Below are 19,544 nucleotides of genomic sequence, written 5' to 3' on the forward strand. Positions count from 1 at the left end.
CGACTCAGTTACGCATTTTTTACGCGAGATATCTGGTTTTCTACATCAGTTAAATGGCCCGTTTTAAGCCATACTTTTGCACCATTAATTCCCGCTTTAACGTTAACGGAGCTATTAATAGGCACTCTTAACCAACTGTTTTTTACAAGGGTATCGGCTTGCTCTTCAAATGAGCCTTCAAGTACTAGCAGCTCTGCTCCACCTTTTGCGCTTATAACCATGCAGGCATTGGGCTCAAAGTGCAACAAGCTTACCTCTTCAAAGTCGTCTTTGTATAAAGGGGTTACGGCTACATTGTTAAAACTAGGATGCGCCGCACTTTGCATCAAGTCTGTTTGCAAACGCACGTGCGTTCGATCCCCTGGCTGAAACTGCCATAACTTTACAAATATAACGCAGCCATTTTCAGACCCCGGTTTATGCTTTGATTGCGGTGGATTACGGATATAAGAACCTGCCGCAAAGTCACCATGTTCATCTTGAAATACCCCTTCAAGCACAACAAACTCTTCACCGCCTGTATGTACATGCGGCGAAAATTCACTGCCAGGTGCATAACGAACAATGGTCGTTGCGCGAGCAACTTCGTCGCCCACTCTATCGAGCGCTCGCCTATCAACCCCCGCCATTGGCGATGCAACCCACGGGAGCGTTTCGCTATGTACCACAACTCGTTTACTAAAATCGGCAGCAATTTTCATATTTGGCTCCTAACCGTAACTCCACTTAAATTTTAAACTAACAACCTAATTAACCAGCAACACTTGGGCGTTTTGCCACTTTTTCTTGCCATGCAACTAAATGGGTAAGCTCATTCGGGATTACTATTTGGGCAAATCCAGCAAATACCAGCCCAGCATACAATGTAATATCAGCAATACTAAACTGCTCACCGCCAACAAACGCCGATTGCGCCAAAACATCATTAAAATAGCTAAACCCTTGGCGTGCTTTTTCGCCTTGTTTTTCACCCCAAGCCACATTTTGATACGTTTCAAGCTCTGGACCTAAGCCATCAGTTGCATGATGAAAGTAAGTTGCCACAGCGTCAAGCACCATAGATTCTGCGCGCTTTTGCATCATGTTAATTACTGCACGCTCTTTTGCGGTTTCACCCATTAAAGATGGGCCTTCAAATGCGGTATCAATATACTCAGTAATAGCGGTACTTTCTGATATAAATGTGCCGTCATCTAGCTCTAATACGGGCACACCTGCTAATGGGTTTTTAGCTAAGAAGGCTTCTGTTCTGTGCTCACCATTTAATAAATCAACAGGTACAAACTCAACATTTGAAGTGGCATTTTTTTCAGCTAAAGCGATACGAACACGAAGTGGGTTTGGAAAGTTTTCTACATCATAAATTTTCATAGCAATCTCTATCTTTATTGTTTAAAAGTGAATTAATGGCAGTAACCTACCTACTGATAGGTAATTTATAATATTAAACTAAATTTAAGTCAACGTTTAAATTTTTCTGATTTATAGGATTTAACTTAATTAATAATAAAATTAGGGGGTTGCTTAAAAATAAAAACGCTTGTAAATAACTACCTACTGGTCGATAATTTTGCTATACCAATTGCATTAAATAAGTGATCTATTATTGCGCTAAGAAAGTAGCGCAATAACAAGGCGAAAATTATGACATCTAGTTATTCTATATGAATAATTTTTAACGCAGTTAGTGAGTTGTTTAATGCGATACAATGATCATGTTTTAATAAAATTGGTATTACTGCAGATAGGAAAATATTAAAAGTGAGTAAAAAAGAAGCGTTATTAAAAGCAGCTGAAAACAAGGTGCGCCTTGGCGGGTACAGTAATTTTAGTTTTAGAGAGCTCGCCAGCGAAGTTGGAATTAAGAGCGCCAGTGTGCACTATCACTTTCCGACTAAGGCCGATTTAGGTGCTGAGCTTGCTCATCAATATACTAATTCTTTTTTAGCTGCGTTAGGCGAGCCAAGCGAGCTTAAAGCAAGCGGTAAAAATCCTATTGATGTGTACACTCAGCTTTTTAGAAGTGCATTAGTAACCGATAAAAAAATGTGTTTATGTGGTTTGCTAGGAGCCGAAAGCGATAGCCTTCCAGATAAAGTACGCCTTGAAGTAAAACGCTTTTTTAATCAAAATTTAACATGGCTTAGCGCTGCGCATTTAGCTAATGGTGAACTCAACCCTACTAAAGCGGCTATTCAAACAGTGAGCTTGCTTGAGGGCGCTATGATGATAAGCAAAACGCTCGACGATAACAGTTACTTTGAACTTGCAACTCAGTAATACCTAAATTTAGTACACAAAAAAAGCGGGCTATTCATAATGAATAGCCCGCTTTTTTTAATGCTTGAAATAACTTATGTGATTATTAAACCGCTGTTGGTTTAACTTTATGCTTAGAGTGCACAATAGCTAAAACAATTAAGCCAATCACTGTTACTACAGCACCAATAGGTTTACCTAAATCACTTGATAAGTTAAGACCAATTGCGGCAGTACCAATATAAGAAACCGTTACCGCAGTTGCTATAACAGCAGGAACACTCGCAATCCAATGGAATGTACCACGGTCAAACAAGTACTTAGTGGCAAGCCATAATACGCTTGTAGAAAGCAGCATGTTTGAAAATGCAAAGTAGCGCCAAATTAATGAGAAATCGAGCTTCGTCATAAAGTACGCTATGGCAAGTATAGGTAACGCCACTAATAAGCGATTACGTAAACTTTGTGGAATATTAAACGCATCAACAACTGTTAAACGTAGTGAGCGGAACGCTGTATCACCAGAAGTAATTGGGAATACGGCTACTGCAATAATTGCCATTATACCGCCAAATACGCCTAAGTAACTGTTAGCTACATGGTTAACAACTAAACCTGGACCACCTTGATCAAGCAACGCTTTTAAGCCCGCGTAACCATCTGGGAACGCTGCAATACCAGCAAGTGCCCATACACAACCTACAATACCTTCACACATCATAGCGCCGTAATAAACTGGACGTACGTATTTTTCGTTAGTTAAACAACGCGCAATAATAGGCGCTTGAGTAGAGTGAAAACCACTAATAGCACCACAGGTAATTGTTATAAATAACAGTGGCCATGTTGGTAATCCATCTGGGTTTGGCTCTAAAAAGTCATGTGCGTGGTCAGCTTCAAAGTAAGCTAAAAAGTCACTTGGTACCGGTAAGTGCGGCGCATTAATAAGTAATGAAATAGCAATTGCCACTGTCATTACAATCATTAGGGCACCAAAAATTGGGTAAAATTTAGTAATGATTTTATCAATTGGTAGCAAAGTAGCTAAAAAGTAATACGCTAAAATAGCAAGTACCCAAAAGGTATTATTTGCCAGTATTGTACCTTCAAAAAAATCAAGGTTACTTAGCAAACCTGCAGGGCTCATAATAAATACTACACCTACAAAAAACAGTAGCATGGCAGTAAATACAAGCATAAAGCCTTTAAATACGACGTTGTAATAATGGCCTGCGATTTCTGGTAAGCTTTTACCGTCTTCTTTTATACTCATTACACCTGAGAAGAAGTCGTGTACAGCGCCACCTAAAACATTACCAAGTACAATCCATACTAGTGCAACTGGTCCGTATAAAGCACCTAAAATTGGGCCAAATATTGGACCTACGCCAGCAATGTTTAAAAACTGAATTAAAAATGCTCGTACAGGGTGAATAGCTACGTAATCAACACCTTCGCTAAAGCGTTTTTGTGGTGTGTCAGCAGTTGAATCCAAACCGGCTTGTTTTTCAACAAATGGGCTGTAAAACTTATAGCCCAGTATTAAAATAGTGAGGCAGATAAAAAAGATGATCATAAAGCACGTTTCTCTTTTTGTATTTTAGTTATAGAGCGCATTGTGTGTCGCCCCGCCTTTTCAATCCGTGAATAATCGACGAACAATAACAAAGCTTCAACCCTCAAACAATAAGACGTTTAGCTAATACAATAATCGATATAAGCCACTATTTACGCAACCTGCACACTTAACGCTCCACATTGAATATTTATTACACACGTCTTATTTTGGGCACAAAAAAAGCGGTTAAACTTTTACGTTATAACCGCTTTCACACACAATGTTTTTTTAAAGTGGGTTCATAAACTCACTAATTTGTTGATGCGTTAAAGTAGGTGTTGCGCCAGAACTTTCGGCGACCATTGCTCCAACGGCACATGCAAAGTCAACGGCATATTGCGCGTCGTCGTTGCTACAAAGCTGATAAATTAACGAACCTAAAAACGAATCCCCTGCGCCAACAGTGTCAATTACGCTAATTAAATAACCTGAATTATAAAAATTTTCGCCTTTGATTGTTAATAAAGCACCGTGGCTACCTTTGGTTACACATAAGTAATCGGTATTTGTTTGCTGTGCTATAAACGCTAAATTTTGTTCAAGCGAATGAAACTTACAACCCATCGCTTTTGCTATTTCGTATAGCTCTTCATCGTTTAATTTAATAAAGTCTGCTTTATTCATTAAATCTACAAGTGTTTCTAGCTTGTAATGCGGTGCACGTAGATTTACGTCAAATACTTTAAAGTTTGCAACATCAACTAGTTGATTTAATGTTGCTAAAGACGCTTCGCTTCGCCCAATTAGGCTGCCAAATACAAATACATCGCTACTTTTAACTTTACTAAGTAACTCATCAGTAAGCGCTATATTATCCCACGCAGTGTCTGCCACTATTTCATAACTTGCTGAGCCACCACTGTCGAGCGTTACCTCAACCGTGCTAGTTTTTTTGTCACTATTAATAGCAATGTATTCGCAGCTTACGCCTTTGCTAGTAATTTCGCCAAGTAACTCAGCGCCTAACTCGTCGTTGCCAACAGCGCTGATCATATCGGCTTTAATGCCAAGTGAGTTAATACGCACACACATATTAAGTGGCGCGCCACCTAGGCGTTTACCTGAATCAAAACAATCCCACAGCACTTCGCCAAAGCAGCTAACACTTACGTTTTCGCCTGATTTATGATTAATTAAAATGCTCATAATTAGTTACTCTTTTGATCAAGTACAGCCTGCATAATGGCTTTAATTTTACTATTAGGTGCATACAACGCAGCAATCGACTTTTTATATTCAGCAGTAAACGTTTCGTTATGCTCAAGCTTACCAAACAAGCTCGTTAACTTTAAAAATGCAGACGGGCTAGTTTGAGTCTCTTGCGCGTAAGAATTAAGCTCTTTGTGCATCGCATCTTGAATTTCAAGCTTGTCGCCGTTTTCACTTAAACCCTTATCGCTGTATAAACACCAAGTTGCAATAACAAGCGTTGCCAGTGATACATCTCGACCTTGTACTAGGTTTTCGTTAATTGTGGCAATTAAAAACTTAGGCAGTTTAGCTGAGCTTTCACTACAGATACGCGCTAGGCTGTCTTTAATATTAGGATTAGCAAAACGCTCTATTAACGTATCTTTGTAGCTTTCAAGGTCAATGCCTTCAAGTGGTTCAAGATTTGGCGTTACTTCTTTATCCATAAAAGCACGCAGGTATGTGGCAAATAATTCATCAGATACCGTTTCGTCAATAGTGCCATAGCCATGGATTGAACCTAATAAACCAAGCACAGAATGCCCTGCATTAAGTAAACGTATTTTCATGGTTTCATAAGGCGTTACATCAGTAACAAACTGTGCACCAACAATATCCCAATTTGGACGAGAGTCACTAAATGTGTCCTCTATTACCCATTGTGTAAACGACTCACAGGTAATTGGCCACTCGTCGCTAACACCATATGCATCAACCACGTAATCAATATCACTCTTTTTAGATACCGGTGTAATACGGTCAACCATCGCATTTGGAAACGATACGTTTTGCTCAATCCACTCACTTAGGTCTTTGTCTTGCTCTGTAGCAAAGGCTAAAAGCATTTTGCGTGTTACGTTACCGTTGTGCTGAATGTTATCGCACGACTGCACTGTAAATGCGCCTAAGCCTTGCTCTTTACGCAGTTTTAACGCAGCAGTAATGTAACCAAACGCTGTAATTGGGTCGTTCGGGTTATTAATGTCGTTAATAATATCTGGATTACTGTAATCAAACTCGCCCGTTGCAGGGTTAAAGTTGTAGCCGCCTTCGGTAATAGTAAGCGACACAATTTTAGTATCGCTGTGCGCTAACTTATTAATTACCGCTTGTTTGTCCTCTGGAGCAAACAAAAAGTCGATCATTGAGCCAATTACTTTATTATCTATTTTACCGTCTGGGTGTCTAACAGTAAGCGTATAAAGGTAATCTTGCTGCTTTAAAATATCACGTAGACCACGGTTACCCTCTAAAAGGCCAACACCACATATGCCCCATTGTTCAGAGCCTGGAGTTTTTAAAAGCTCGTTAACATATACCGCTTGATGAGCACGATGAAAGCCGCCCACGCCAATATGAACAATACCGGCTTTAACTACGCTACGATCGTAGGTTGGTGTATCAACATGGCTTGGTAATTGAGCCAAGCTTTGTTGGTTTAGCCCTGTAACTAGAGCGTCAGTGTGTTGATGTTGCGTCATGGTGCGACCTTACTAAACAAAAATAAAATATAAATTACGATACTGTATTACGATAAGTAATTACGATGCTGTATTGAGTACTTTATGGCGTTTTAACGACCAGTACGCAGTAACAAAATAAATAACAGTACAAATAAAACAGGCTATTTCGAATTGCGATTTATTAGCGCTGTACATACTCATAGTTTCACTGAAAAACATCACCTGGCTGGCAAATATAAAAATAATAACCAATGAAACCGTAGAAACCGCATTAAGTACTTTGGTAAATACAGAGCTGTCAATTACTGGCTTTGGAATGTCTTTAGCTTGTGCAGCTTGATATTCTTTAATATCACGTTGCTCTTGCTCTTCTGCTTCAATCTCTTGTGTGTAATCTTCACCGGCGCCGTATTTTTTAGCTAAAAGTGTATAAATAACGATTGTGAAAATCCACGTAGGAATAAACAAGTAGTAAAACGACATTACATCAATAGCATTTAAACCAAAGCCAAACACAAGCGCTAACGCCCAAGATGCTATAGCCGGTACGCTGCGGGTAATATTTTTATATTTAGCCCAGTAACGTGTTAGGCCAATTTTAGGAAATAACACATGTTCAGCAAACACAATGCCCCCTACTGGCACAACTAATAAGCCTGCGTAGGTAAGTAGCGGAAGCATTTGTGAAAATACAAACGGGAAACACGCAATAATCACGGTTACAACACCTACAATAGCGGTTGTGCGTTCACGTGATTGATTAACAAATATAGATTGTGCTGCAAGGCCTGCACGGTAAAGGTTTGCGTTAGCTGTAGTCCAACCGGCAATAATTACAATAACAAAACCAGTCCAACCTAATGCATGGTATGCAACATCGCCCGGATCAAGTGATGAAATAGTTGTTTTAAGTAATACCGCAACACCTGCGCCCATAATACCGGCAGAGATCCACGCTAAGTAATGACCAAAAAACATGCCCACACCAGAAAACAAACCATAGCTTTTGCGTTTAGCAAATCTAAAAATAGCCATGTCGATTAAACCAAAGTGAGTAATTGAGTTAGCAGCCCATGCAAAGCCAATCACTTCTAATAGGCCAATACCTTTTTCACCATCGGCATTGGTGCCCGTCCATATGGAGGAGTCGCCTATGGTCATAAAGTCGCTAAAGCTAGTTAAAGAGGTAGAACCTAATACGTGATTTGAAAGCTCAGGGAATAACGCGAACGAACCTGCAATAAATATAACAAATAGCCACGGCGCACACAGTTTCGAAAAGTCAGCAACCGTAGAAAAGCCATACATCGCAACAAACACAACAATAGAGCCAACAGCTAAAACAATGGCTACAAACCAAAAGCTATTTGGATACCAATCAAGTTGTGCAGGTATATCAAACAAAAACCGCACGGCGGTGGAGGATACCGTGATCATAGCGGCCGATATAACACTAAAAATAACCACGTTAGCCCAGTTATAGAGCTTGGTCATTGAGTTACCAGCAATTTTGTTTAAGTAGTTATATAAACTTAAGCGGGTTTCTACTGCAATGGGTGCAGTAATCAGCCACCAAGAACACATTGCTAACAGGTTACCTATTAATAAACCCAGTAGAATGTCGATGGTTGAAGCGCCTAATGCAACAAACGTTGCACCAATAACAAATTCAGTAGCCGCAACATGTTCGCCAGCATATAGCCCTGCAAAATGTTTCCAGCCGTGAAGCTTATTATTAGCAACAGGAAGTTGCTCTTCGTTTACATCTTTAAATGTTTGTGTGTGTGGACTCGTTGCCATGGTATTTCCTATTGTTAACAGCAAAGTATTTAATACCTAAATACTTTGCCTTTTATAATTTGGCTTTTAAACGCATGATGTTTCGCCATGTTTTGTTTTATTTTTAGTAAAGCAAAACCATCTACATTTATATTTTGCGTTTGCTTGCCTGTCAGTGTGTAAGGCGAGCAAATCGCGTTTAAAACTTTGTTTATTTAAAAAGCTGCGTGTTTACTGCTTTTTAAGTGCAGGGTATGCACTAAAAAAATCTTGCCAATGCGTTAAATGATCAACATTTGGGTAAGCACTGTGTACATGATTAACAGAGCCTTGCATATGTTGCCCACCGCTGTAATGCAGTACTTGCATGTTGGCGTCAATTCCTGCATTTACGCCGGCTTTACTGTCTTCAATCACTAAACAATGCTCTGGCTTTACACCCATTTGTTTAGCTGCATGTAAAAATAAATCGGGTGCTGGTTTGCCACGCTTAACTTCGCTGCTGGTAAAAACCGTATCGCTAAAGTACTTACTTAAACTCACTACGCTCAACGCTTTTGCGGTGCGTGCTGGGCTGCTGCTAGTAGCTATACAAATAGGCACAGCTAAATTGTTAAGTACGTCTTTTATACCGTCAGTCGTGGTTAGCCCTGTTTCAAATTCGTTTAACAGTGCTTCGCGGTAGTCACCTTCAAAGCTTTCAGGAAGAGTGACATTAAATGCATCCGCTATTTTTTGGCTTACTGTTTTAAAATTGCAGCCTAAAAAGTGTTGCTGTACATAAGCACGGTCAATATCAACGTCTTTTTCAACAAGCATATTAATGAGTACTTGTGCGCTTAAAATTTCGCTATCAATAACAACGCCATCACAATCAAATATCACTAGCTCAATGTTAGTATTCATCTTGTCACCTTATTAAAACTGTTTGGTTTAGCTAATTTAAGTATAACGAGTTAAGCGCGATTAATATTGTGCAGCTTTTTAGTGCAACTCAATAATGAGCATAAGCCCACCGATTGAGCATATTCCCTTTATTGCACGAATATGTCAACACACTGTAAGTATAAAACGCACCAGCTTGGTGAAAATACACTCAGATAAAACTAAAAACCTTTGTATTTAATCAACTTTATAAAAGCATATTGCGACCAAGGTCGTAGTAAAAAAATTCCGTTAACGTAAAAAGTGCTCCTGTTAATTTATTTCATCTGTTTTACAAATCACTTCAATCTAATTAATCAGTTTTACCGAAGTTAATAAAATCAATACTATCGTTAACAGATTAACAGCCTGCACCACTGCCGGCACTTTTAAATAGATGAGGTCGACAATGAATACTCAAATAAACAAAACAAAATTAACACTAACTGCACTAGCACTTGCAATGGCATTACCGGCAAGCGCAGCAACAACACTTACTAAAGATAACGGCGCAGCTGTTGGCGACAACCAAAATTCAATTACTGCAGGCGAACGTGGCAGTGTATTACTAGAAGACGTGCAACTAATTCAAAAACTACAACGTTTTGCACGTGAGCGTATTCCTGAGCGTGTTGTGCATGCTCGTGGTACTGGCGCACACGGTGTGTTTGTAGCATCAAAAGAGCTAGACGATTTAACAATTGCAGCACCGTTTGCACAAGCAGGTAAAGAAACAGACGTATTTGTTCGCTTTTCATCTGTAATCCACTCTAAAGGTAGCCCAGAAACACTGCGTGACCCACGTGGCTTTGCAACTAAGTTTTACACAGACCAAGGTAACTGGGATTTAGTAGGTAATAACTTACCTGTGTTCTTTATTCGTGATGCAATCAAATTCCCAGACATGGTGCACTCTTTAAAGCCATCTCCGGTTGATAACATTCAAGATCCTAACCGTGTATTTGATTTTTTCTCGCATGAACCAGGTTCTACACAAATGCTAACGTGGGTTTACAGCGACTACGGTACACCAGCAAGTCTTCGTAAAATGGACGGTTGGGGTGTACATGCATACAAAATGATTAATAAATCGGGTGATGTTAAATACGTTAAGTTTCATTGGGTAAGCCAGCAAGGCATTGATAACCTTGACGCAAAAGAAGTGGCAAAAGTACAAAGCCAAAACTTTCAACATTTAACACAAGATTTATACACTGAAATAAACAGAGGCAATTTCCCAAAATGGGATCTGTACATTAAAACGCTTGATCCATCGCAGCTTGATGACTTTGATTACAACCCGTTAGATGCAACAAAAATGTGGTTAGATATTAAAGAAACTAAAGTAGGAACAATGACGTTAAACCGTATGCCAACTAACTTCTTCCAATCTACGGAACAAGTAGCAATGGCACCGGCAAACATTATTCCAGGTATTGAGCCATCAGAAGACCGCTTATTACAAGGTCGTATGTTTTCTTACGCTGATACACAAATGTACCGCCTAGGAGCTAACCACCAGCAATTGCCAATTAACCGTGCAAAAGTTGAAGTGGTTAACTACAACCAAGACGGTGCAATGAACTACGGGAACACGACAAGCAATGTGAACTACCAGCCAAGCCAAGAAAACGTAGCTGAAAACCCAATTGCACGTAGAAGTAACACAGAGCTAAAAGGCTTTGTACAACAAGCCGCGATTAAAAAGCAGCAAAACTTCGCGCAAGCAGGTGTTATATACCGTGGTTTTAGCAAGCAAGAACGTACAAACCTAATTAATAACCTAGCAGGCGATTTAGGCAAAGTGCAAAACAGCAGTGTTAAACACAAAATGCTTAGTCACTTTTACAAAGCTGATAGCGAGTACGGTACACGCTTAACTAAAGCTGTAAACGGCGACCTTAAAATGGTTAAACAACTAGCCGCTAACTTGTAAGTAGCTAGTTGTAATTAACTAGCTGTAAGTAATCAGTTGTAAAAATTAGTCCCAACTAAGCAAGCAGCTATATAAGCAACCACAATTATGAGGAAGGGATAACCCCCTTCCTCTTTTTATAAGAGACAATTGTTATGCGTAATTTATTAATTATAGTCGCTCTACTACTGAGCTTTACCAGTAGCGTTTACGCTCAAAATACCCCAAGTACACAAACACCCAGTATGCAAGTTGAAAGCCAACATTCTGCAAAAACACAATACCAAAGCTTATTTGCTTATTACTTTGCCGCAGCACGTACAAACGACACCGCTGTAATAGAGCAATTTGTAGATGCTGGTATTCCTATCGACAGCTACAACAATAAAGGCTACACCGCGTTAATGATTGCTACTTACCATGGTAATAAAAACACGGTTAACACACTTTTACACTTAGGCGCTAATGCCTGTCTAGAAGATAACCGAGGCAACACAGCGCTAATGGCCGCTATTTTTAGAGGTGAATTTAGTATAGCTAAAACACTCGTATCACTTGATTGCGACAACGCGCATCAAAACAAAGCCGGTCAAACAGCCGAGCAATTTGCACAAACATTTGGTCAACAAAAAGTTATAGAGTTACTAGCGCAGGTAAATAATGCAAAATAATCTGCACGCAACAAAAAGCCCTAAAATAATAGGGCTTTTGATTTACTAAATATATGTTCAAATTAAACGTACTTACTCTAAAAACAGTGTGTTTATTAAGCTTTCTTGTTCTTTTCCAGCTTCATGTTTTAATGCTCGTATAAAATCCATAGAATTGGCGGGACTGTTTGGATAACCATGATTTTTCCAAACCAACTTGAGCGCATTAATAATGGGTTCATCCCCAATAGCAGCGCGTAGCTTAGCAAAGACAATGGTTGCTCGCGAATATTGATCAAAGCTTTGTGTAGCATCAACCAAGGCTGTTCGCTCCTTTATGTTCATCAGCATACTTTGCTCATAGCGTGTTGTTTCATACTCAACCAGCGCTTGCATTGTCGCTTTCCCATAACGCTGCTCTATAACAACAAGCTCAATATACTTTGCCATAGACTCCACTAAAAAAGCGCTATCTGAAAATACCCCATTACCAATATCATGGCCAAACCATTGATGCGCGGTTTCATGAACTGCACGGCGATAGCGTTGATCAAAGCCTGCATTAGCGCTTGGCTTTGATCTAAAACCAACACTGTCTTCAATAAGTATAAGTTGCGGCAATGCATAACCTGTAGCACCAACACTAGGCGAGCCTATTAAACTCAATTGTTTTGCTCTATAAGGGCTTATATTATTAAGCCATTTTATTGTATCGCCCATTGCGCTAAGGTTTACAGCTATAGACTCCGCTCGTGCTGGCTCGTTTTTATCTTTAGCAAACACGTTTAATATCACGCCATTTTGCTGTTTGGTAACAGGGGAATAAGGCACCGTGACCCAAGCTGGGATTGCATTTATGGGTGTACGAGTCTCAAAATGAAATATTTCGCGGTCATCTTTGCTGGTACGTGATATTTCCTCTCCTTGGGTTATAACCTGATAACCCCTTGTTGAACTCACTTTACTCGACATAGTAAGCCACTGGTAATGAGTACTTGCTTTCGCCGTTTTAGCAAATAGCTTCGTGGGTCTAATCACCGACTTCACTTTAAGTGCGTGTTGCTGACGAAGTATAGGATCGGTTAATTCATAATTATCTTGATAGCCAACAGTCGGCAATAAAGGCACTGATCGTATATAGCTAAATTCAGGGGTTATTATCTGATGGCCTCTTACTGGCCAAAGCTTAGCTTGATGAACATCAAACCGCGTAACTAGTTTACGAATTTCTCCTGGCTGCATTTCATTCTCAAACTTAAACACAGCTTGATTAAGCAAGGGAAAGCTTTTAGCCCTTTGCGCGCCATCGATTTCAATATCGGCCCATTTATAAAAACCAGAGCGCCCAACCAATATCTCTTTAATAGGGGCTTGATGGGTGTTTTTTAAGGTATATATTAAGGAAAAATGAGCTTGCTGCTGATGCGGATAAAAGCCTACATTAGCATCAATGTGCACAATGTTTGGCTGTGCTACATTGCGCCATTGTGAGAATGCTTTTTCGTATTGTGCTTTAAATGCCTCGCGTTTATGCGAGTTGGTTAAAGGCTTCTCCTCAACCAGTCTTAAATGTAATTGAGTAAATAGTGCCACAGTAATAAGTAAAGGTATAAGTAACCAAAAATGTTTAACCCCCATTACTCTTTGGCTCAACCCGGCACCTCGGTGATTAAAAATCCCCGTAATTATAACTAAACTTATACACGCCACTAACCAAACTGATATATAAGGCCAATAACTACTGATACTTGCACGATAACCCCAAAAGTTATCAGGTGCCTGCAAAGGCGTCCAACCAACACTCCACAATGTATGCGTGAGGCCAAGGCTAGTCATTATCGGTGTAAATTTGATCAGTAAAATAACAGCAATTAGCAAACCCGCAATAAGCTGCGAACGACACAAATTAAATACACACAAAAATACGCACGCAATAATGGCAAGCACAATTGTCATCAAAAATAAAATGGTTAAATGTACTTCAAATTGATATGCACTGTGTAAAAACCACTGAGCTGCACTTGCCCCTAATAAGCTCATTGTTAAAAAAAACAATATCATAGTACCTAGGGCCAATAACTGACTGTTTAAAAAGTAATATGTTTTGAGCGGTGTGGCAGCGATCAGCTCAGCTATATTATAGTATTTAGCGAAACAGCTTACTTGCCAGCTCCACAAAGCCATTAATAAAGTGCCAAACAACAATTGCATATCAAATGCATAATAGCTAATTGCATCAAGGCTTGTGGTGCTCATAACACTCATTGGTTCAACATAACCAGACGACGAGGCAACACTATTAAAAACTATCACCGGCCAAACAAAAATAATCAGTAAAGTAACAGGGTGTGAAACCAAATTAACCAGCGTAATTTTGTATAAACTGGCCATCATCAAAAATGGTTTTTTTGTGACTTTCGCTGTTTTATATTCAGCGGGTTCTAACGTGTTGTAACGAATGTATTCGTTAGTATTTTTACCATTTTCACTCTTTAATAATGTGTGTTTTTTATTTTTACTAAAAGTAATATAAAAAATACCAACAGCAAGCATACTCACAACAACGCGATTAATAGCAAATGAAGCTCCTAATGAATTGGTTAAACTGTTTATTACGGCTGTGTATGCAAAAGGGTCAAGCCAAACAAATAATGTATAAAATCGATTGCTTATAATACTACTTCCAGCAAGCATTGGATTTCCGGTAATACTTGCAAGCATTATGTAGCCTATCCACAACACTGTAAAAACAACATAATTGGGTAATGAATTAGCTGATTTATGGCAAACAAAAAAGGCAACAACAACTAAAAAGCAGCTATTTGGTAACAACACTAAAAAGCTATTAAATACAGTAAAAGAAACCATATTTGGTATATAGCCCAATTGCCTTACTTGCATGTATATCATTACTAAATCACTGATTAAACTAATAATAAAAACCAAGCAAATCAGTAAGCATACTCTTGCTAAACTGCGCTTAAATAAGCTAGTTTGCGTAGCATAAATAAGCTCCTGCATTGACGCGTGCTGATCTCGTAAAAATATAACGGGCGCCAATACTCCTACAAGCACAGGTAACTGCATCATTTGTAGCATTGTAATATTTAACTTAAATTGTTTTAACGAATTAACTTCAACTGCTGCAAGCCCAGAGGACAACATAACCGCAAATACCAAAGGGATAATAATGCACAGCCAAACAAGTGGTTGGCGCACTGCATATCGCCACTCATTAAAAATTAACATGTTTGACTTCCTTCATTGAGTCCAAAAAAGTACTTGTCTTGAAGCGTAGCGGGCGAGTTTATTGCATTTTGTGCAGGCGCTGTGTCTGCATACACACGAAATGACGCTCTACCATAGCGATGGCTCTTACTTAATACATGCTGATTTGGTATGCCCGTAGGTAAACTTTCGAGCTGCCAAATCTTACCTTCTAAAGGAACTAGTAACTCTTTTACGTCACCGCTTTGTATGAGTGCTCCTTGATCTATAATGGCCACGTAGTGACATAAATTTTCTACATCTTCAACAATATGGGTCGATAACAATACCAACCTATTTTGACTAATACTAACGAGTAAATTATTTAAACTTTCTCGTTCCACAGGATCGAGCCCAGCAGTGGGTTCATCCATAATAATTAGCTTTGGGTTACCTAACAAAGCCTGAGCCACACCAAAACGCTGCTTCATTCCTCCCGAAAAATTAACGACCTTTTTATTAGCAAACTGAGTCAAATTGGTTAGCTCAAGTAAACTATTAATTTGGTTTTTGCGTGCATTACCATCTATGCCTTTTAATACGGCAATATGCTCAAGTAACGCCCGACAACTCATGTTGGGGTACACGCCAAAATATTGTGGTAAATAGCCTAGCTGCGATCTAAGCGCATCTGGTTGGCTAATCACATCAAGGCCATTAAAATTAATATGTCCGGAGTCGGCATTTTGTAAACACGCGAGTGTGCGCATAAGTGTTGATTTACCCGCTCCATTAGGGCCAAGTAGACCGACCATACCGGCGGGTAGAGTGATCGTCACATCATTCAAAGCCTGCGTACCATCTGCGTATTTTTTGTTGATATTTTTCAGTGTAAGCATTAGTTTCATCCTTAATTGGTATAGCACCAGCTTAAGAAAGCAAGTCAATACAAGCGAGAAAATAATGGTTAACGTATTGAAATAAATGATGAACATAAAAAAGTAACGTTGGTCATTTAAATATGACCTTTCATCATTTAAATAAACGGCCTAGTATGCTTAAAACGGTTACTAACCCTATGAAATAAAATAATTATTTTAAAAATAAATTATGATTGAAACAATTTTATGGATAAACTAGCGCGCTCAGCGTAGTGAATTGTGCAAAGGTAATGTTTAAAATAAAAAGACAATTTTATCTAAGCATATCTGCTCAGAAACTATAATAAAAACGGAGTCACATATGCAGCAAGCCAATACACCAATATGGCAACGCTTTAGCATTACCCAGCTAATAATTTTTTTACCGCTAATAGCCGCTATTATGCTCGACTCTCATATACGCTTTTTGTCATCACATATGGATTCAACTAGCCAATATCTGACTATTAATATTCAACTTTTTTTACAGTGTATTCCCTTTTTTATTGCCCATGCGTTTGCATATCGTTTATTACTTACACCCGCAATCATAGTTTGGCTGTTAGGCTTTTTAGCCTATCCATCTCTCTTGCTAGTATTTAATAACCAACTTCTTAACTTTTCGCAATGGCAATACCTTGATGCACAATGTTGGACACTGTGCGCATCTGCAAGTGGTATATGGCTTATTACTAAACGCACTAATAAAAATAACAATGTGTTGAGTAATAAATGGCTTAAATCCTTGTTTTCACTTGATACAGTCGTGTTTATAGTACTTTTAGGTTGGGCAATAGTTACATCAAGCATACTCAATACGCACACTGATCCTATGTTAAACCAGCCTATTGAGCCTGTTATTGATGTTTATAAAGTATTCACACAGTTTGATACTTTTTTAGGTTACCTTTGGCAAATTACTGTTTGTGCCGGATTAGTATATGGAGTGTATTTATTAAATAGATATTTATTAATACGCTACGTATTAACCTATCATGGCGTATTAATATTTTTGTTTGCAAGTTTAATAAGCCTCGTTGTACTTACACCTATATTAACATCGTGCTTGCTACTGTTACCTATTAACGATTTACCCTCAGGCATTGCTAACTTAACACCAAGCGGTAATGATAATATTTTCAGCCCTGAAAATTATCAGTTCGTATTTTTGTTTTTGGCTATAAGCACACCGATTATTTTAGCGTTTGAACGACAGCAACAACACGTTCAAATTAGCAACATTGCCCAACAACAAACAAAAACAGAGCTAAAGCTACTTCAACAGCAAATTAACCCTCATTTTTTATTTAATACATTAAACAACCTTTACGCACTGACATTAAAAAAAGCAGATAATGCACCAGATCTTGTTATGCAATTAGCTAACTTACTGCGTTACAGTGTTTATGAAGGCCAAAAAGCACTGGTGAGTTTAGAAAAAGAAATTAATTACTTAAAAGGTTTTATTGCATTGCAGCATTTACGAAGTGCTGAGCGCTGCAACTTTGATGTGCAATGGCCTGAATATCAACAACACTATTTAATTTCGCCACTACTGTTAATAATGATTTTAGAAAACGCGATAAAGCATGGTGTAGAGCCCACCTCACAAAAAGTAACGGTTGTGTTTAAAATCACCATGGCCGATAACATACTAACGCTATTTTCCTCTAACCCTATTCTACCTAATAACAATTCAGAGCATGGGATGGGACTTAACAATTTACGCCGTAGGCTAACTCTTTTATATCCAAATAAGCACACATTAATTATTAATGAAAATAAAAACCTTTGGCAAACCACACTTAAATTGGAGCTGGCTGCATGCTAAACACAATAATTGTTGATGACGAGCCGCTCGCGCATGACGTTATACTGCATCATTTAAGTGCCCATAAAGATATTAATATAAGCGGACAGTACCTTACCGCTAAAGATGCATTATGTGCTTTAGCCACATCATCTATTGATTTGTTATTTTTAGACATAAACATGCCCGAACTATCAGGCATTGCATTACTAAAAGTGCTCGCGAATCGACCACAAGTGATTATTATTAGTGCGTATCAAGAATATGCTTTAGCCGGTTTTGAGCTTGACGTAACTGACTACCTACTAAAACCAGTCTCTGCGCAACGCCTTGAACAAGCACTCAATAAAGTACGGAAAAAAAGAAAACACATAACGCTAAATCCCAAGGCACCTCTGACTATTACGCTTAAAATCGATCGTGAAAAACATAAAATTCAATTAAGCGACATAGACATGTTTGAAGCGTATGGAAATTATGTAAAAGTATGGCAAGGTGAAAAAGCATTACTTGCAAGCTGTACTCTCAAATACATATTGCAGGAACTTGATACTTCATTTATTCAAGTCCACAAATCTTACGTTATTAACAAACACAAAGTGGTTGCGTTAAGTAATGAAAGCGTTCAACTAGCATCAGGCGTGTCAGTTAAAATTGGCAAGTCATTTAAACAACAAGTGCGCGACATTATTTAATCTGAGGTCTTGTTTTATGTTTACCTAAAACATAACTTTAAGCTCCCCCTAACAACGACTCTAGACTTTAGCGCTTAACCTTTGTGGCTTTTCTCGCGTTACAAAGTAGCAAATTAGCGAGCCCACTGTTACCAGTACAACCCCTTGCCAAAACGAAGCACTCAGCGTAATAGATAAATACAACGCCGAAATAATACTAGAAAACACCGGTGTAAAGTACGAAAGCGTACCCAACAGCATTAAGTTACCGCCAATAATAGCTTGATTCCACAGCGCATAACCGCTCCCCACGACTACACCGGCTAATAATAACGTCATGCTTGAGCCCAGTGAAAACGTTAATGGCGCTTCATTACTAAAACCATATTGCGCCCACAAACTCATTGCCGTAACAGTAAAAAATAACGTAATGGCATTTTTACCATTACTCAGCTTTTGCGTTACTACGCAATAAATAGCCCATATAAACGCTGCAGCTAATGCCATTAAATAAGTAGCAGGATTATCAGCAAAGTTAGTAACAAGCGTATCGACCGACATTTCTTGATCGCCCGTAATACACCAAGCAACGCCTAAAAAAGCAATAATCATGCTTGGGTAAACCCAGTAACTTACTTTTTTACGACCAATAATAATAGAGAGCAGTATTGTTAGCGTGGGCCATAAATAATTAATAACCGCCATTTCCATTGCCTGATGACGACTATTTGCCATACCAATAGAAAGCGCCAAGCAAATTTCGTACGATACAAATAATAAAGTACCTACTACCAAGTAGCGTTTCGAAAAACCACTAAACTTGGGCACTCCCATAACCAAAATTAAAAATATCGCACTGACAGAATACATAGCCGCAGCACCACCAATGGGGCTAAACAACTCAGAAATATCCCGTAGTAATGCAACTAAGCAACTCCACAGTAATATTGCAGCGACTCCATATAGTGTATATTTATTTTTGTTTATAAAATCCATTTGCCAATCCAAAAGTACTACTCGTAAATTTGAAACTAAACTAACAGTAATTATTTAATTAAACAATTAAAGTTAATAGCTTAAACCTCTCGCCTATTTTTAACATTCACCCTTTTTTAGTAATTGACCTTTTGGTCA

At 38.7% G+C, this 19,544-nt stretch carries 15 protein-coding genes; 5 read left to right on the forward strand and 10 right to left on the reverse strand.

Annotated features, from left to right (window positions below):
* Positions 1-8: 8 nt before the first annotated feature.
* Both P20429_RS07580 and P20429_RS07575 read right to left on the reverse strand, forming a co-directional pair.
* Positions 9-701 (reverse strand): cupin domain-containing protein, encoded by a 693-nt coding sequence (locus P20429_RS07580; RefSeq protein WP_007584295.1) that lies wholly within the window; start codon positions 699-701, stop codon positions 9-11.
* A gap of 49 nt (positions 702-750) precedes the next feature.
* On the reverse strand, positions 751-1,371 hold the full coding sequence (locus tag P20429_RS07575) for a glutathione S-transferase family protein (protein ID WP_007584301.1): 621 nt from the start codon (positions 1,369-1,371) through the stop codon (positions 751-753).
* A 390-nt stretch (positions 1,372-1,761) separates the two neighbouring features.
* On the opposite strand from P20429_RS07575, the gene P20429_RS07570 reads away from it, so the two are divergent.
* Positions 1,762-2,280: a TetR/AcrR family transcriptional regulator gene (locus P20429_RS07570; protein ID WP_007584304.1), complete on the forward strand. Its 519-nt coding sequence runs from the start codon at positions 1,762-1,764 to the stop codon at positions 2,278-2,280.
* Positions 2,281-2,365: 85 nt separating this feature from the next.
* Here P20429_RS07570 and P20429_RS07565 read toward each other — a convergent pair whose 3' ends face one another.
* From P20429_RS07565 to P20429_RS07545, 5 genes are all read right to left on the reverse strand, one after another.
* Complete coding sequence (locus tag P20429_RS07565; protein ID WP_007584306.1) at positions 2,366-3,835, reverse strand: carbon starvation protein A; 1,470 nt, start codon at positions 3,833-3,835, stop codon at positions 2,366-2,368.
* 270 nt (positions 3,836-4,105) lie between these two features.
* Positions 4,106-5,023: a carbohydrate kinase gene (locus tag P20429_RS07560; protein WP_007584308.1), complete on the reverse strand. Its 918-nt coding sequence runs from the start codon at positions 5,021-5,023 to the stop codon at positions 4,106-4,108.
* A 2-nt stretch (positions 5,024-5,025) separates the two neighbouring features.
* Positions 5,026-6,549, reverse strand: a complete 1,524-nt coding sequence (locus tag P20429_RS07555) for a mannitol dehydrogenase family protein (RefSeq protein ID WP_007584310.1) — start codon at positions 6,547-6,549, stop codon at positions 5,026-5,028.
* Positions 6,550-6,609: 60 nt separating this feature from the next.
* Positions 6,610-8,331: a cytosine permease gene (locus tag P20429_RS07550; protein ID WP_007584312.1), complete on the reverse strand. Its 1,722-nt coding sequence runs from the start codon at positions 8,329-8,331 to the stop codon at positions 6,610-6,612.
* A gap of 210 nt (positions 8,332-8,541) precedes the next feature.
* The gene (locus P20429_RS07545) at positions 8,542-9,216 is read right to left on the reverse strand and encodes an HAD family phosphatase (RefSeq protein ID WP_007584314.1); all 675 of its coding nucleotides are present in this window, start codon (positions 9,214-9,216) and stop codon (positions 8,542-8,544) included.
* A gap of 427 nt (positions 9,217-9,643) precedes the next feature.
* Between P20429_RS07545 and P20429_RS07540 the strand changes: the two genes are divergently transcribed.
* Positions 9,644-11,170: a catalase gene (locus tag P20429_RS07540; protein ID WP_007584316.1), complete on the forward strand. Its 1,527-nt coding sequence runs from the start codon at positions 9,644-9,646 to the stop codon at positions 11,168-11,170.
* Positions 11,171-11,304: 134 nt separating this feature from the next.
* Positions 11,305-11,820, forward strand: a complete 516-nt coding sequence (locus P20429_RS07535; protein WP_007584318.1) for an ankyrin repeat domain-containing protein — start codon at positions 11,305-11,307, stop codon at positions 11,818-11,820.
* A 72-nt stretch (positions 11,821-11,892) separates the two neighbouring features.
* On the opposite strand, the gene P20429_RS07530 is transcribed toward P20429_RS07535, so the two are convergent.
* A complete protein-coding gene (locus P20429_RS07530; RefSeq protein ID WP_007584320.1) occupies positions 11,893-15,048 on the reverse strand; it encodes a M1 family aminopeptidase in 3,156 nt (1,051 codons plus the stop codon).
* Complete coding sequence (locus P20429_RS07525) at positions 15,042-15,905, reverse strand: ABC transporter ATP-binding protein (RefSeq protein ID WP_007584322.1); 864 nt, start codon at positions 15,903-15,905, stop codon at positions 15,042-15,044. Before P20429_RS07525 ends, P20429_RS07530 begins: the two co-directional genes overlap by 7 nt.
* A gap of 343 nt (positions 15,906-16,248) precedes the next feature.
* Between P20429_RS07525 and P20429_RS07520 the strand changes: the two genes are divergently transcribed.
* Positions 16,249-17,757 carry a sensor histidine kinase gene (locus P20429_RS07520; protein WP_007584324.1) on the forward strand — a complete coding sequence of 503 codons (1,509 nt, stop codon included), beginning with the start codon at positions 16,249-16,251 and terminating at the stop codon, positions 17,755-17,757.
* Complete coding sequence (locus P20429_RS07515; RefSeq protein ID WP_007584325.1) at positions 17,751-18,431, forward strand: LytTR family DNA-binding domain-containing protein; 681 nt, start codon at positions 17,751-17,753, stop codon at positions 18,429-18,431. The genes P20429_RS07520 and P20429_RS07515 overlap by 7 nt, the downstream gene beginning before the upstream one ends.
* 60 nt (positions 18,432-18,491) lie before the next feature.
* Here P20429_RS07515 and yddG read toward each other — a convergent pair whose 3' ends face one another.
* A complete protein-coding gene (gene yddG / locus P20429_RS07510; protein WP_007584327.1) occupies positions 18,492-19,406 on the reverse strand; it encodes an aromatic amino acid DMT transporter YddG in 915 nt (304 codons plus the stop codon).
* Positions 19,407-19,544: the final 138 nt, after the last annotated feature.

The sequence above is a fragment of the Pseudoalteromonas sp. BSi20429 genome, assembly GCF_000238895.1.
Classification (GTDB): Bacteria; Pseudomonadota; Gammaproteobacteria; order Enterobacterales; family Alteromonadaceae; genus Pseudoalteromonas; species Pseudoalteromonas arctica.

Excerpts from the sequence above, each read along its gene's own strand:
- P20429_RS07545 (WP_007584314.1), bottom strand. The coding sequence starts at position 9,216 with ATGAATACTAACATTGAGCTAGTGATATTTGATTGTGATGGCGTTGTT.
- P20429_RS07550 (WP_007584312.1), bottom strand. The coding sequence starts at position 8,331 with ATGGCAACGAGTCCACACACACAAACATTTAAAGATGTAAACGAAGAG.
- yddG (WP_007584327.1), bottom strand. The coding sequence starts at position 19,406 with ATGGATTTTATAAACAAAAATAAATATACACTATATGGAGTCGCTGCA.
- P20429_RS07575 (WP_007584301.1), bottom strand. The coding sequence starts at position 1,371 with ATGAAAATTTATGATGTAGAAAACTTTCCAAACCCACTTCGTGTTCGT.
- P20429_RS07565 (WP_007584306.1), bottom strand. The coding sequence starts at position 3,835 with ATGATCATCTTTTTTATCTGCCTCACTATTTTAATACTGGGCTATAAG.
- P20429_RS07580 (WP_007584295.1), bottom strand. The coding sequence starts at position 701 with ATGAAAATTGCTGCCGATTTTAGTAAACGAGTTGTGGTACATAGCGAA.
- P20429_RS07525 (WP_007584322.1), bottom strand. The coding sequence starts at position 15,905 with ATGCTTACACTGAAAAATATCAACAAAAAATACGCAGATGGTACGCAG.
- P20429_RS07560 (WP_007584308.1), bottom strand. The coding sequence starts at position 5,023 with ATGAGCATTTTAATTAATCATAAATCAGGCGAAAACGTAAGTGTTAGC.
- P20429_RS07540 (WP_007584316.1), top strand. The coding sequence starts at position 9,644 with ATGAATACTCAAATAAACAAAACAAAATTAACACTAACTGCACTAGCA.
- P20429_RS07555 (WP_007584310.1), bottom strand. The coding sequence starts at position 6,549 with ATGACGCAACATCAACACACTGACGCTCTAGTTACAGGGCTAAACCAA.
- P20429_RS07530 (WP_007584320.1), bottom strand. The coding sequence starts at position 15,048 with ATGTTAATTTTTAATGAGTGGCGATATGCAGTGCGCCAACCACTTGTT.
- P20429_RS07535 (WP_007584318.1), top strand. The coding sequence starts at position 11,305 with ATGCGTAATTTATTAATTATAGTCGCTCTACTACTGAGCTTTACCAGT.
- P20429_RS07520 (WP_007584324.1), top strand. The coding sequence starts at position 16,249 with ATGCAGCAAGCCAATACACCAATATGGCAACGCTTTAGCATTACCCAG.
- P20429_RS07515 (WP_007584325.1), top strand. The coding sequence starts at position 17,751 with ATGCTAAACACAATAATTGTTGATGACGAGCCGCTCGCGCATGACGTT.